Origin of the sequence: Bradyrhizobium sp. C9, from assembly GCF_002532045.1 — a bacterium.
In the GTDB taxonomy this organism is placed as follows: Bacteria; Pseudomonadota; Alphaproteobacteria; order Rhizobiales; family Xanthobacteraceae; genus Bradyrhizobium.
The window spans coordinates 78652-91992 of the sequence record NZ_NWTG01000006.1 but is presented as its reverse complement, the minus strand read 5'-3'; the positions used below and the strand labels follow the sequence as shown (position 1 = coordinate 91992).

Annotated in this window: 12 protein-coding genes; 2 read left to right on the top strand and 10 right to left on the bottom strand. The window is 65.7% G+C overall.

Going from position 1 to position 13341, the window contains the following annotated elements; translation table 11 throughout:
* Nucleotides 1-35 precede the first annotated feature (35 nt).
* A complete protein-coding gene (gene bla, locus CO675_RS15335; protein ID WP_097672750.1) occupies nucleotides 36-953 on the bottom strand; it encodes a class A beta-lactamase in 918 nt (305 codons plus the stop codon).
* Nucleotides 954-1052: 99 nt separating this feature from the next.
* On the opposite strand from bla, the gene CO675_RS15330 reads away from it, so the two are divergent.
* Nucleotides 1053-2015 carry a LysR family transcriptional regulator gene (locus CO675_RS15330; RefSeq protein ID WP_097672749.1) on the top strand — a complete coding sequence of 321 codons (963 nt, stop codon included), beginning with the start codon at nucleotides 1053-1055 and terminating at the stop codon, nucleotides 2013-2015.
* A 187-nt stretch (nucleotides 2016-2202) separates the two neighbouring features.
* Here CO675_RS15330 and CO675_RS15325 read toward each other — a convergent pair whose 3' ends face one another.
* The 6 genes from CO675_RS15325 to CO675_RS15300 all read right to left on the bottom strand — a co-directional run bounded on the left by CO675_RS15325 (nucleotide 2203) and on the right by CO675_RS15300 (nucleotide 9844).
* Nucleotides 2203-3171 (bottom strand): ABC transporter ATP-binding protein, encoded by a 969-nt coding sequence (locus CO675_RS15325; protein ID WP_097672748.1) that lies wholly within the window; start codon nucleotides 3169-3171, stop codon nucleotides 2203-2205.
* On the bottom strand, nucleotides 3168-4148 hold the full coding sequence (locus tag CO675_RS15320) for an ABC transporter ATP-binding protein (RefSeq protein ID WP_097672987.1): 981 nt from the start codon (nucleotides 4146-4148) through the stop codon (nucleotides 3168-3170). The genes CO675_RS15325 and CO675_RS15320 overlap by 4 nt, the downstream gene beginning before the upstream one ends.
* Nucleotides 4145-5062: an ABC transporter permease gene (locus CO675_RS15315; protein WP_097672747.1), complete on the bottom strand. Its 918-nt coding sequence runs from the start codon at nucleotides 5060-5062 to the stop codon at nucleotides 4145-4147. Before CO675_RS15315 ends, CO675_RS15320 begins: the two co-directional genes overlap by 4 nt.
* Nucleotides 5028-5984 (bottom strand): ABC transporter permease, encoded by a 957-nt coding sequence (locus tag CO675_RS15310; RefSeq protein WP_097672746.1) that lies wholly within the window; start codon nucleotides 5982-5984, stop codon nucleotides 5028-5030. Before CO675_RS15310 ends, CO675_RS15315 begins: the two co-directional genes overlap by 35 nt.
* A gap of 243 nt (nucleotides 5985-6227) precedes the next feature.
* Complete coding sequence (locus CO675_RS15305; protein WP_097672745.1) at nucleotides 6228-8018, bottom strand: peptide ABC transporter substrate-binding protein; 1791 nt, start codon at nucleotides 8016-8018, stop codon at nucleotides 6228-6230.
* 407 nt (nucleotides 8019-8425) lie between these two features.
* The gene (locus CO675_RS15300) at nucleotides 8426-9844 is read right to left on the bottom strand and encodes a M20 family metallopeptidase (protein ID WP_097672744.1); all 1419 of its coding nucleotides are present in this window, start codon (nucleotides 9842-9844) and stop codon (nucleotides 8426-8428) included.
* Nucleotides 9845-10053: 209 nt separating this feature from the next.
* Here CO675_RS15300 and CO675_RS15295 point away from each other — a divergent pair, with 209 nt between their 5' ends.
* Nucleotides 10054-11415, top strand: coding sequence for a metallophosphoesterase family protein (locus tag CO675_RS15295; RefSeq protein ID WP_097672743.1), 1362 nt, complete (start codon nucleotides 10054-10056; stop codon nucleotides 11413-11415).
* A 60-nt stretch (nucleotides 11416-11475) separates the two neighbouring features.
* On the opposite strand, the gene CO675_RS15290 is transcribed toward CO675_RS15295, so the two are convergent.
* The 3 genes from CO675_RS15290 to CO675_RS15280 form a co-directional block, all read right to left on the bottom strand.
* Nucleotides 11476-11688, bottom strand: a complete 213-nt coding sequence (locus tag CO675_RS15290) for a hypothetical protein (RefSeq protein WP_097672742.1) — start codon at nucleotides 11686-11688, stop codon at nucleotides 11476-11478.
* 326 nt (nucleotides 11689-12014) lie between these two features.
* Nucleotides 12015-12389 carry a response regulator transcription factor gene (locus tag CO675_RS15285; RefSeq protein ID WP_097672741.1) on the bottom strand — a complete coding sequence of 125 codons (375 nt, stop codon included), beginning with the start codon at nucleotides 12387-12389 and terminating at the stop codon, nucleotides 12015-12017.
* Nucleotides 12386-13252 (bottom strand): S1C family serine protease, encoded by an 867-nt coding sequence (locus CO675_RS15280; protein ID WP_097672740.1) that lies wholly within the window; start codon nucleotides 13250-13252, stop codon nucleotides 12386-12388. The genes CO675_RS15285 and CO675_RS15280 overlap by 4 nt, the downstream gene beginning before the upstream one ends.
* Between the last annotated feature and the right edge of the window lie 89 nt (nucleotides 13253-13341).

Sequence of the window (13341 nt, the reverse complement as noted above, 5' to 3'; positions counted from 1 at the left end):
GTTGCTGCCAAGCCGCGCAGCGTCGTCCGGCCGCTCTAGCCGGACTGCCCGGTGCTCGCATTCGCAACGGCGCGCGCGACGTTGGCGATCACCTCGTCGCACTTGTCCGTCGGAGCACTTGCCCCGGTCAGGTAGACCGTCACCACGATCGGCTTGCGGCCGGGCGGCCAGAACACGCCGATGTCGTTATAGGTGCCGCGCTCGCCGGTGCCGGTCTTGTCGCCAACCCGCCAGTCGCGGGGCACGCCGGCGCGCAGCCTCGTGTCGCCGGTCTTGTTGGCGACCATCCAGCCCATGAGCTTCTGGCGCGAGGCGGCCTGCAGGACATCGCCGATCACGACGCGCTGCAGGCTCTTCAGCATCGCGACCGGGCTCGTGGTGTCGCGCAGATCGCCCGGCACGGCTTCATTCAGCGCCACCTCCCAGCGATCGAGCCGGCTGACATTGTCGCCGATGGTGCGGAAGAAGCTGGTAAAGCCGGCAGGCCCGCCGATCTCGCGCAGCAGCAGGTTGGCGGCGGTATTGTCGCTGAGGGTGATGGCGGCCTCGCAGAGTTCGGACAGCGTCATGCTCGATCCGACGTGCTGCTTGGCCACCGGCGCGTAGGCCAAGATATCCTTGGCCTCAACCTGCACGCGCTGGTCGAGACTGGATTCGCCGCGGTCGACCCGGTGCAGCACCGCGGCCGAGGCCAGCGCCTTGAAGGTGCTGCACATCGGGAACCGCTCGTCACCGCGCTGGCTCGCGCGCAATCCGGTCTCCATGTCGAGCGCGGCGACGCCGAGGCGGCCGCTGGTCGCGAGCTCAATGCGTGCAAACTCCTCCTGCAGCCGCTTTGCCGGCCCGTTTGGTCCCGCCGCGGCGCTCTGTTCTGCCGCGGCGCCTGGCCGCGGCAAGGTGCAGGAAACCGCAAGGCCCAGCGCGCGCAATCCGAATGTCCGTCTCGTCAGCATCTCTCGTCTCCATTGGCGGCGCGAACCTGCCGGGCGGCGTGACGGAGCACAAACAATCATTTATACAACGAGGCATGAGGAAAACTTGGTCATGACGCCGTGCGCCGGCACCTCCCGCTGAACGCGTTGCGCGCGTTCGAGGCCTCCGCGCGGCTATTGAGCTTCACCCGCGCGGGGCTGGAGCTGCGCGTGACGCAGACCGCGATCAGCCACCAGGTCAAGCAGCTCGAGGATCTCCTGGGCGCGAGCCTGTTCCGCCGCCTGCCGCGCGGGCTGGTGCTCACCGACGAAGGGCTGGCGCTGCTGCCGGTGTTGACCGACGCGCTCGACCGGATCGGCGCTGCGATCGACCGCATCGAGGCCAAGGGCACGCGCGAGGTCGTCACCGTCGGCTGCGTCACGACGTTCGCGACCGGATGGCTGCTGCAGCGGGTCGACCGCTTCAAGCGCGCGCATCCCTATATCGACCTGCGCCTGCTCACCAACAACAACCGTGTCGACATCGCGGGCGACGGGCTCGATCTTGCGCTGCGCTTCGGCGACGGCTCGTGGCACGGCACCGAGGCGATCCATCTGCTGTCCGCGCCGCTCTCGCCAGTGTGCTGCGCCGACGTGGCCGGCCGGTTGCGCAAACCGTCCGATCTCGTGCAGGAATTCCTGCTGCGCTCCTACCGCGCCGAGGAATGGCCGCTGTGGTTTGCGGTGGCCGGCGCGCCATGTCCGAAGATTCAGGGACCGATCTTCGACAGTTCGGTGGCGATGGCCGAGGCCGCGGCGCGCGGCGTCGGCGTCGGGCTGGTGCCGATCGTGATGTTCAACAACGAGTTGGTGTCCGGCCGGCTGGTGCGGCCGTTCGCAGCCGAGGTGCCGGCGGGGTCCTACTGGCTGACCTGGCTGAAGTCGCGGGAAGTGACGCCCGGCATGCGCGCGTTTCGGGATTGGCTGCTCGACACGCTGCGGGCGGAGACGAGTGAGGCGGAGGACGCGGTAGCGCCTGCACCGCCGCGGAAGATCAAGGCAACGGCCAGACCGAAGCCACGGACCAAGACCAAGCGGCGTTAACTTGTGACGACGTGATTCCAATTATCGTCGCCACCATTTCTGAATTATCGAATAATGCCGCTGATTTGCCCGACATGTCAAGTGCCGTGCCGGAGCCCGCAGCCGCCGGCTACTTTGCATGGGGTTGTTTTCGATATTTTTTGGCGGTGCACCCCGCGACGGCTGGCTATCGCATCCGGCGCGCCACCTACGCCAGATGGCACGCCACGGAATGCCCGTTGCTGCCCTCCCGCAGCTCCGGCGCGGTCTGGCGGCAGCGGTCTTCGGCGATCGGGCAGCGGGTGTGGAAGTGGCAGCCCTTCGGCGGATTCATCGGGCTCGGCACGTCGCCCTTGAGTCGGATGCGCAGCTTTTTCGCCTTGGGATCGGCCACCGGCACCGCCGACAACAATGCCTTGGTGTAGGGATGCTGCGGGTTGCGGTAGAGATCGCTGGCCTTGGCGAGCTCGACGATGCGGCCGAGATACATCACGGCGACGCGGTCGGAGATGTGCTCGACGACAGAGAGATCGTGGGCCACGAACAGATAGGTGAGGTTCAGCTCGGCCTGCAGATCCTCGAGCAGGTTGATGACCTGGGCCTGGATCGAGACGTCGAGCGCCGAGACCGGCTCGTCGCACACGATCAGCTTCGGCTCCAGGGTCAGCGCGCGGGCGATTGCGATGCGCTGGCGCTGGCCGCCGGAGAATTCATGCGGATAGCGCCGCATGTGCTCGGCCTTCAGCCCGACCTTGACCAGAAGGCGCGCGACGCGGTCCTCGCGCTCGCTGGCTGAGGTCACGAGATTATGGATGATGAACGGCTCGGCGAGGATCGCGCCGACCGTCATGCGCGGATTGAGCGAGGCGAACGGGTCCTGGAAGACGAGCTGCATGTTGCGCCGCATGGCGCGCAGGTCGCCGCCGCCGAGCCCGATCACGTTCTGGCCGTCGAACACGACTTCGCCCGAGGTCGGCTCGATCAGCCGCAGGACGCAACGCCCGGTGGTCGATTTGCCGCAACCGGATTCGCCGACCAGCCCCAGTGTCTCGCCGCGGTTGACCGCAAACGACACGCCATCGACCGCATAGACCTGACCGACCTCGCGCGACAACAGGCCGCCGAGCACTGGAAAGTGCTTCTTCAGATTGCTGACGCGCAGCAGCGGCTCGCTCATGACGCGTCTCCGAGGTGGCAGGCCATGCGATGGCCGGGCGCGATCTGGCGCAGCCGCGGCTCCTGCTCGGTGCAGATGCTCATGGCGTGTTTGCAGCGGGAAGCAAACCGGCAGCCGGGCGGCGGGTTGATCAGGATCGGCACCGAGCCGCCGATCGCTTCCAGCCGGGTCTTGTGCTCGGCGTCGAGGTCGATGCGCGGGATCGAGCGGATCAGGCCCTGGGTGTAGGGATGGCTCGGATTGCCGAACAGTTCGTCGACCGCCGCCTCTTCCACCACCTTGCCGGCATACATCACGACAACGCGCTGCGCGGTCTCGGCGACCACGCCCATCGCGTGGGTGATCAGCATCACCGCCATGCCAAGGCGTTCCTTCATGTCCTGCAGCAAATCGAGGATCTGCGCCTGGATGGTGACGTCGAGCGCGGTGGTCGGCTCGTCGGCGATGACGAGCTTGGGCCGGCAGGCCAGCGCCATCGCAATCATCACGCGCTGGCGCATGCCGCCGGAGAATTGGTGCGGATAGTGATGCACGCGGCCCGCGGCATTGGGGATCTGCACCAGCTTCAGCATCTCGACGGTGCGCTCGAGCGCCTGCTTCCTGGTCACTGCCTCGTGGCGGCGCAGGCTCTCGGCGATCTGCTCGCCGATCGTCAGCACCGGGTTGAGCGAGGTCATTGGCTCCTGGAAGATGAAGCCGATCTCCTTGGCCCTGATGTCGTCGAGCTCGTGGCTGGTCAGCGGCGCCAGATCGCGGCCCTCGAACATGATCTCGCCTGCGACGATCTTGCCCGGCGGCATCGCGATCAATTTCAGGATCGACATCGCGGTGACGGTCTTGCCGCAGCCGGATTCGCCGACCACGCAGAGCGTCTCGCCGCGGTCGATGCTGATGTCGACGCCGTCGACCGCCTGAACGATGCCGTCGTCGGTGGTGAAATGGGTTTTCAGGCCCTTGATGTCGAGCAGCGCCATCAGATCACCTTGCGCGCGTCGAGCGCGTCGCGCAGCCCGTCGCCGATGAAGTTGATGGCGACGACCGCGATGAAGATCGCGCCGCCCGGAAACAACGCCCAATGCGGGCCGATGTCGAGAAAGTCCTTGGCGTCATAGAGGATGCGGCCCCAGGTCGGCGTGTCAGGCGGGAAGCCGAGGCCGAGGAACGAGAGTGTCGATTCGGCGATGATCGCGGCGGCGACGTCGATCGTGCCGGCGATGATCACGGGTCCCAGCGCATTGGGCAGGATGTGGCGCACCACCTGCCGCACCGGGCTCGCGCCGAGCGCGCGCGCCGCCTCGACGAATTCCTTCTCGCGCAGCGACAGGAACTGGGCGCGCACCAGGCGGGCGACCGGCATCCAGCGCAAGCCGCCGATGACCAGCACGATCAGGATGAAGATGCCGCCCTCCGGGCCGAACATGGCCTTGAGCCCGTCGCGGAACAGATAGATCAGCATCAAGAGCAGCGGCAGCTGCGGCAGCGACAGGAACAGGTCGGTCAGCCACATCAGCGCGTAGCCGAGCGGGCCGCGCGACATGCCGGCGAGTGCGCCGATCAGCGTGCCGACGAACACCGAGACCAGCATCGCGGCGAGGCCGACCGCGAGCGAGATGCGGCCGCCATAGATCATGCGGGCGAGCAGGTCCTGGCCGAGATCGTCGGTGCCGAACGGATGCGCCAGCGAGGGGCCCTGCAGGCCGGCCACCACGTCGATGTCGCTGATCGAGACCCGCCAGATGAACGGACCGATCACGACGGCCGCGATCAGCAGCAGCAGCAACACGGCGCTGACCACGGCGGGCCGGTGCCGGCGGTAGCGCCGCCAGGTTTCGCGCCAGGGCGAGTGGCCGCGCCGCTCAGCGGAAGGAGATGCGAGGGTCAAGCCAGCCATAGAGGACATCTGCAATCAGGTTGAACAGCACCACAAGACACGCGAACACGAAGGCCACGGCCATCACGACCGGCGTATCATTGGCGAGGATGGAGGAAATCAGCAGCGAGCCGATACCGGGAATCCGGAAGATCTGCTCGGTGACGATGGCGCCGCCGAACACCGCGGGCATCTGGAGCGCGATCAGCGTGACGACCGGGATCATCGCATTGCGCATCACATGCTTGACGATCACCTTGGCCTGCCCGAGCCCCTTGGCGCGCGCGGTGGTGACATAGTCGAGCCGGATCACGTCGAGCATCGCCGAGCGCACGAAGCGGGTCATCGACGCTGCCTGGAACAGGCCGAGCACCATCACCGGCATGATGGCCTGCCGGATCATCTCCAATAGCCAGGGGATGCCGCTGCCGGGCACATCGGTGTAGACGAAGGGCAGCCAGTCCAGCTTCACCGAGAACACCAGGATGAACAGGATGCCGGTGAAGAAGGTCGGCAGCGAGAAGCCGATGAAGGCGAAGGTGTTGGCGAGCTGGTCGAACAGCGAATAGGGCCGGGTGGCGGCATAGACGCCGACCGGGATCGCGATCAGCAGTGCCAAGAGCTGCGCCGAGCCGATCACGTAGAGCGTGGTCGGCAGCCGCGGCAGGACCAGCGTGTCGACGTTGATCCGGCTGACAAAGGAGAAGCCCCAGTCGCCCTGCGCCATCGCCGCAAGCCAGTGCAGGTAGCGCAGGTAGATCGGATCATCGAGCCCGAACTTGGTGCGCAGCGCCGCCTGCACCTCGGGCGGCACGTTCGGATTGGTCGCGAGCTCGCTGAACGGATCGCCCGGCGCGAGCGCCAGCACGACGAACAGCACGACCGAAATTCCGAGCAGGCTCGGGATCGCGATCATCAGACGGCGCAGGATATACTGACTCATCGAGAGATCATCTGACTAACGCTCGCACCTTGAGCACGTTGATCTTGCTTCCAGTCGAAAGGCGAGCTTCACCTTGCCCCGCGTACGGGGAGAGGTCGGAATTCAAGCACAGCTTGAATTCCGGGTGAGGGGGACTCTCCGAGAACTCATCTCTCACGGTATTTTCGGTTGGAGCCCCTCTCCCCGTACGAACGGGCAGAGGGAGAACATGCACCCAATCAACTCCGAACCTGTCCCTGTGTCTCAGGTTTCACGATACCAGTCTTGCAGATTGTCGGTTTGGTTGGCCCAGCCGGAGAGCGCGGGCCGCACCGAGTTGGAGCAGGCTTCCACCGCGAGGCGATGCATCACGGGGATCATCACCGTGTCCTGCCACATCAGGTCGTTGCACTTGATGTAGAGATCCGCGCGCTTGATCGGATCGGTCTCGGTATCGGCGGCATCGACCGCGGCGTCGTAGTCCTTGTTGACCCAGCGCGGGAAGTTCGGTCCCTGCCACTTGTTCTCTTTGGTGGCGACGTTGCGCGAATGATAGCGGCGCATGTGCAGGGCCGGATCGGGCTGCGTCATCGGGATCTGGAACATCTCGATGTCGGCGTAGAAATGCGCATAGGTGTCGGGGTTGGCGACGTCGGAGGAGAAGAACACCGAGGCCACCACCGATTTCAGCTCGACGTCGATGCCGGCCTTCTGGCAGGCCTGTTTGACGATCGCCTGGGTCTTCTGCCGCGGTCCGTTGATCGAGGTCTGGTACAAGAGCTTCAGCTTCTTGCCGTCCTTCTCGCGGATGCCGTCGGAGCCGGCCTTCCAGCCGGCCTCTTCGAGCAGCGCGCTCGCTTTCTCGACCGAGAACTCCCATTTGGTGTTCTTGGAGACGAACTCCTCGGGGCCGTTGAGATAGTTGGCGGTGGCGCGGCCGGCGCGGCCGTAGATCACCTTCTTGATGGATTCGCGGTCGACCAGCAGCGCGAGCGCCTGGCGCACGCGCGGGTCCGACAGGATCGGATGCTTGGTCTTCATCGACGAGCGTTCGCCGTCGACCTCGGTGTTGGGGTCAGTGAAGTTGATGGCGATGAATTCGATGTCGCCGCCGACGGCATAGAGCGTCTTGCCCTTGCCGCCCTTCTCCAGCCGCAGCAGCACCTCGTCCTCGACCTGGATGTTCCAGGCGAAATCATATTCGCCGGTCTGGATCACCGCGCGGGCCGCCGACACCGCGTCACCGCCGCCCTTCATTTCGATCGTGTCGAAATAGGGCCGGTTCGCCATGTGGTAGTCTTGATTGATCTCGCCGCGGATCAGGTCGCCCGGCTTGAATTCGATGAACTTGTAGGGGCCGGTGCCGACCGGCTTCAGATTGGTCGGCGCCTCGCGCGACTTGCCACCCTTGAATTCCGCGAACAGGTGTTTCGGAATGACGCAGCCATAGGCGCCGACGAACGCGTTGGCCCAGAACGGCGTCGGATCCTTGAACTTGATGCGGACCGTAAGGTCGTCGACTTTCTCCACGGTCATGCCGGCGTAAGTCGCGCTCGAGACCGCTGCGGTCGCGGGGTCGCTGGCATATTCGTATGTGAAGACGACGTCGTCGGCGCTGAACGGCTTCCCGTCGTGCCATTTGACACCGGGCTTGAGTTTCCAGACCACCGATTTGGCGTCGGCGGCGAGCCCGCCATTCTGGATCGAGGGAATCTCGGCGGCGAGGATCGGGTTGAGATGGCCGTCGACGTCCCAGCTGGCCAGCGGCTCATAGAAGATGCGCGAACCGTCCTGATCCTTGGTGCCGGTGGCGAAATGCGGATTGAGCAGGGTCGGGCCCTGCCACCACAACAGCTTCAGCGGACCGCCGCCGCCGCGCTTGGTCGGCTTGTAGGGGTTGGGGCTCTGCGCCATCGCGACGCCGCCGATCGCCAGTATCTGGTTCGCCAACGGCGCGGTGAGGCCGACGGCAATCATTCGCTTGACGAAGGCGCGGCGGTCCATCCGTCCGTCCTTAACGTCGTCGATCATCCCGCGCAGATTGTTGTCGAACATTGTCCCCTCGGTCCGGCTCACGTGTGATTGCGGCGGGCCTGGAACCGGCCGCCGTGCTGGCGGCAGATGGCACACCGAATGACCGCGCAGGTCAACGTCTCCAAAGCCACAGGGCCTAGGTCTTTTGGCTATCGCTTGTGCAGAACCGCTCCGCGCCGCACATCGGTTCGGCATTTCGGTGCCAAAGCGCGCCCGCGCGCGCCTCGCAGTGCGGAAAATTTGTTCGTTATCCTTTGTTCCGAGATGCTTTCTTGCCACACGGACGCGCTTTCGCGCCAAGTGAATGGCGGTTCGCGCGAAGAAAACGCGTCAAAGCAAAAAATCCAGAGTCCCGTTCCGATCCAATCGGAACGGGGATAGACGCTGGCCGGACCTCGCATCGAGGTGCGGGTCCGGCCTGTTGGCGCTCAAGCGACCGACATGTCCAACGGCGGTGCAACATTCGCCGGCAGTGGACTGACATAGGGCGTCCGGGTGGTCCGCTTCTCGAGGTCGGCCTTGGCGGCGGCGATCAGCTCCGGCTCCATCAGCGCCTTCACGCCGAGCCCGGCCATCGCCTTGGCGGCCTGCACCATCGCCTTGTGCGCGGCCGGCGTCTTGCCTTGCGCCACAACCTGCCAGGTGTGGAACGGCGTGCCGATTGCAACCGTCGGTGCATGGACCTGCACCGTCGGCACCACCCAACTGACGTCGCCGACATCGGTCGAGCCAACCAGCGGATTGCGCTTGGCGTCGATCGGCACCAGGAAATCGGCCAGCGGCCGGTCGGTCGGATCCATGCCGATCGCGTAATAGACCGAGGCGATGTCCTTGTCGGTCAGGGTCGCGCGGATCTTGCCGGCGAAATCCTTGTCGGCATCGTCGAAATGCGGCGGGCCGAGATCTTCCATGATGCGGTGCAGGGTCTGCTCCAGCGGCGTATTGGGCAGGATGTTGGAGACCGCGGAGATGATCTTCATCTCGACCTTGGTCTCGGTCATCAGCGCCGCGCCCTGCGCGATCTTGTGCACGCGCTCGACCAGTTCGTTCATGCCGGGCAGGTCGCGGGCGCGGATCGAATAGCGCACGCGGGCATGGGCCTGCACCACATTGGGCGCAATCCCGCCGGTGTCGAGCAGCGCGTAGTGCACGCGGGCATCGCTCGGCATGTGCTCGCGCATGTAGTTGACGCCGACATTCATCAATTCCACCGCATCGAGCGCGCTCCGGCCGAGATGCGGCGAGGCGGCCGCATGCGAGGTCCGGCCGGTGAAGATGAAATCGGCACGGGTGTTGGCGAGCGACGGCGTCACCGCCACCTCCCAGAAACTGTGCGGATGCCAGGTGATGGCGATGTCGGCGTCCTCGAACGCGCCACAGCGCACCATGAAGGCCTTTGCCGCGCCGCCTTCCTCGGCGGGACAGCCGTAATAACGCACCCGGCCCGGTACCTTGTTGGCGGCGAGCCAGTCCTTCACCGCGGTCGCGGCGAGCAGCGCGGAGGAGCCGAGCAGATTATGGCCGCAGCCATGGCCGTGGCCGCCGGTCTCGACCGGGCGAGGTTCGGCAATTCCGGCCTCCTGGCTGAGGCCGGGCAGGGCGTCATATTCGCCGAGGAAAGCAATGACCGGGCCGCCTTCGCCCCATTCGCCCATGACAGCGGTCGGAATGTCGGCGAGGTTCTCGGTGATGCGGAAACCCTGGTGGCGCAGTTCGGCCAGATGTTCGGCGGACGAGCGCGCCTCGGTGTAGCAGACCTCGGGCATCGCCCAGACCCGGTCGCTCAATTCGATGAAACGCGGCTTGATCGTGTCGACGCCGCGCCAAACATCATTACGGTTGTCCATTTGCTTCGGTTCCTTAGCTCGCAAGGCAATCTGAAGCGCAAAAGGCTAGCAGCTTGGCACGCCGCCGCCTAGCTTGTCGCGGCAGAGCAGCTTTTCCGCAGCGTCACGTCTTGGTGTGCAGAGAAACAGTCGCAAAGGGCACCAGCGCCTGCCTTGAGCGATCAGTCCGCCTTCCTCTATGATATGGCTCGCGAGGACGTGGTCCGACCATGCATGATGCAATTCCGTCTCTGTCGCCGAGAAATCCGGGCCACCAGTTCGTGATCTATGCCGACGCGTGTTCCGGGGTAGCCGGCGCGCTGCATGAGCGCACCTTCGCGTCGGTCAACAATGTGGTCCGCCGGCTCAATCCTGCACCCGAATTCATTCTCTTCCCCGGCGACGAGATCATCGGCCTCACCGCCGATGCCGACGCATTGCGCGCGCAATGGCGGCATTGGTTCGACACCGAAATGGGCTGGCTCGACCGGCGCGCGGTGCCGCTGTGGCACACGACCGGCAACCACACCACTTACGACGAGATGAGCGAGGCGGTGTTTCGCGAGGTGCTGAAGCTGCCGCGCAATGGTCCACCGGGGCAGGAGGGCCTGTCCTATTGGGTCCGCCGCGACGATCTGTTGATGGTGTTCGCGCACACGCTCTGGAGCGGGCTGGGCGGCGAGGGGCACGTCGAGACCGATTGGCTGCAAGCGGTGCTCGAACAGCACAAGGATGCCAGGCACAAGCTGGTGCTGGGGCATCATCCGGTGTACCCGATCAATGGCTTCAGCGGCAGCTATCAGCGCGAGATCGGTCATGAATACAGCGCGCGCTTCTGGGATATCCTGGTCCGCGCCGGCGTGACCGCCTACCTGTGCAGCCACATCCTCGCATTCGATGTTCAGGTCCATCGCGGCGTGCTGCAGATCTGCACGGCGGGCGCGGGCACCGCGCACCGGATGCCCGAAGGCGTCGAGTATCTGCATTGCGTGCAGGCGGCGCTCGATCAGGACGGGCTTCGCTATCAGGTGCTCGACACCGAAGGCGCCGTGCGCGAGCAACTCGTATGGCCGCTGCCATCGCTCGACCACGCCGCGTGGTCACCGGTGCCGCACGGGACCAGCCCTGCGCCACTGTCCGGAATGCCGCCGCCCGCGACGGTGGTCGCCTTGAAGCTGTCGGGTCGCACCGCCGCGGCAAGCGCCGCGCCGCAAACGCTGCTCTGTACGCCGGTGCCGGACATGATCGCACCGCTCTGGCTCGGCCTGCGCGGGTCGAACCAGACGCTCACCTTGATCCTCGGGCGCGAGCCCGGGCGTAGTCCTCATTATTGGGTCGGTCCCGACCTCGGCGGTGAGCGGGATTTCGACCTCGACATCGCCTTCTATCCGGACATGGGACCGGGTGGCGTGCTGTGGCGACGCAGCGGTGACGTCAGCTGGACGTCGTTCGCGGCGATATCGGCGACCGGGCTCGAGCGGTTGTCGTGGCCCGCGCTCTGGAACGTCGGGTACGGCGAGCGTGGGCCGGGCGACAGGCGATATGCCGGACCACGGCTCGACGTCGCGGCGACCGTGCTCGCTTTGTCTTGAGAAAGTCTTGGCCAGGTCAGCGACGGCCCGGCTGAGACGCGGAGCAAGGAAGCGGGTGGCCTAGTCAGGCTTGTTCGGCCTGCCGCGTTCCGCGCCTTTCAATTCGCGATCGATCAGCGTGCAGACCCGCCGCCGCGCCAGCAGGCCGAGCCGCGCGCGTGTGGTGCCGTGCTTGATCTTGCCGTTGATTTCGAATGACCAGCTCCAGAGGTCGGGTTCGATGTTGGTGAGCGTGTATTGAATGTCCCGATGACGATCGATCAGCTTCTTCATGCCGTTTCTTTTTGTTGGCTGAAGATTGCATAGCGAGATCGCGAAGGCGCCTGTATCCGGACGACTACTTACACAATTGGTCTAAGTGTCCGCGCGACGGAATTTTTCGCAATCACCCGAGGCGTTGTTTGGCATCTTGAATCGAGAAACCATCCCCGTCGTCCTGGCGAAAGCCAGGACCCATTACCCCAAATATCAATTGATGCGCGACGATGGGGCCGCGATCCCGTTCATCACTAAGTGCGGTGATTATGGGTCCTGGCTTTCGCCTAGGACGACAAAGGGAAAGGTCTCAGTCCGCTGGAACGAACCTGTACGTCCCATCCTCACAAATTGATCACCCCGCGGCGCGCCGCATGCGCCACCGCGTCGGTGCGGCCGGTGGCGTCGAGCTTGTCGAGCAGGGAGCCGACGTGAAATTTGGCGGTGTGGACTGAAATCCCGAGCCGCTGCGCGATCATCTTGTTGGATGCGCCTTCGGCCAGCAGCGCCAGCACGTCGAGCTCGCGCGGCGTCAGCTCGAAGTCGCCGCCGCCTGCGGTCTCGCGGTTGCGTGCGACGATCGCAGCCGTCGCCTGTTCGCCCGGCGCGGCAAGCCGTAGGCCGGCGACGCTGCCGAGCAACGTCGCCAGCCGGTCGGCGAGGGCGGGGTCGTCGATCTCGAGTGCGATGACGATGTCGGAGGCAGGCTCGCTGCTCACGTCTCGGGCCTTTCGCCGACCGTCACCTTGAAGTTCAGCGGCTCGCCGCCACGATGCACGGTGAGCTCGACCACACTGCCGACACTCTGCGGCCCGAGGCCGCGCGACAACGCCCGCACGCCCGACAGCTTCTCGCCGTTGACGGCAATGATGACGTCGCCCTGGCGGATGCCGGCGGCAGCCGAGGGGCCGGCCTTGTCGACATTCATCACCATCGCGCCGAGGCCGTCGTCGAGACGGACGGGCTGCAGCCCGACGCCGAGATATCCGCGCGCGATGCGGCCGCTCTTCTCGAGCTGGGCTGCGACCCGCTCGATGGTCGCGGCCGGAATCGTCAGCACGCGGCGCGGGCCGAGCACGGCCATGCCGAACGGCACACCCGCAGCATTCAGCGCCAGCCCGCCCTGCTGACTGTGCCGCAGCCGGACGTCGAGCTCAATCCGCGCGTCGATCTCGCCGCCGCGCAGGCTGCGCCACGCGGCGCCTGACCGCGACACCATGCCGAGCCGCGCGACCGCCGCGCCGCGGTCGGCCGCGACGAGCACCGCGAGCGATCCGAGCGCGGGGACATCGGTCGACAGCTTGATCGGCGCGACGTCGCCATCGACGCGCAGCAGGGCTATGTCGGTGGTGTGGTCGCGTCCGGCGACGGCGGCTTGCCTGCGGCTGCCGTCGGCAAACTGGATCTCGATCTCGCCCTCGTCGGCGAGCGCTTCGTCGGCGGTGACGATCAGGCCGGTCTTCCAGACGAAGCCGGATGCGCGCGCGCGATGCGAATGCACGGAGACGATCGCAGGCGCAGCGCGCGCAATGGTCTCGGAAAGGGCTGATGACAGCGAGGCGAGGCTGGTCGGTTCGGTCATGGGAAACTCCGTTGGCTTCCCCCAATCTGGGATGTTGCGGCCGGCGGTGAAACTGGCCGGATGGGCAGGGCGTGGCCCCACTGGTCGGA

What these genes read in the sequence shown, in the direction of transcription:
- bla (WP_097672750.1), bottom strand. Translation starts at nt 953, where the DNA reads ATGCTGACGAGACGGACATTCGGATTGCGCGCGCTGGGCCTTGCGGTT.
- CO675_RS15325 (WP_097672748.1), bottom strand. Translation starts at nt 3,171, where the DNA reads ATGAGCGAGCCGCTGCTGCGCGTCAGCAATCTGAAGAAGCACTTTCCA.
- CO675_RS15315 (WP_097672747.1), bottom strand. Translation starts at nt 5,062, where the DNA reads ATGGCTGGCTTGACCCTCGCATCTCCTTCCGCTGAGCGGCGCGGCCAC.
- CO675_RS15310 (WP_097672746.1), bottom strand. Translation starts at nt 5,984, where the DNA reads ATGAGTCAGTATATCCTGCGCCGTCTGATGATCGCGATCCCGAGCCTG.
- CO675_RS15305 (WP_097672745.1), bottom strand. Translation starts at nt 8,018, where the DNA reads ATGTTCGACAACAATCTGCGCGGGATGATCGACGACGTTAAGGACGGA.
- CO675_RS15300 (WP_097672744.1), bottom strand. Translation starts at nt 9,844, where the DNA reads ATGGACAACCGTAATGATGTTTGGCGCGGCGTCGACACGATCAAGCCG.
- CO675_RS15295 (WP_097672743.1), top strand. Translation starts at nt 10,054, where the DNA reads ATGCATGATGCAATTCCGTCTCTGTCGCCGAGAAATCCGGGCCACCAG.
- CO675_RS15290 (WP_097672742.1), bottom strand. Translation starts at nt 11,688, where the DNA reads ATGAAGAAGCTGATCGATCGTCATCGGGACATTCAATACACGCTCACC.
- CO675_RS15280 (WP_097672740.1), bottom strand. Translation starts at nt 13,252, where the DNA reads ATGACCGAACCGACCAGCCTCGCCTCGCTGTCATCAGCCCTTTCCGAG.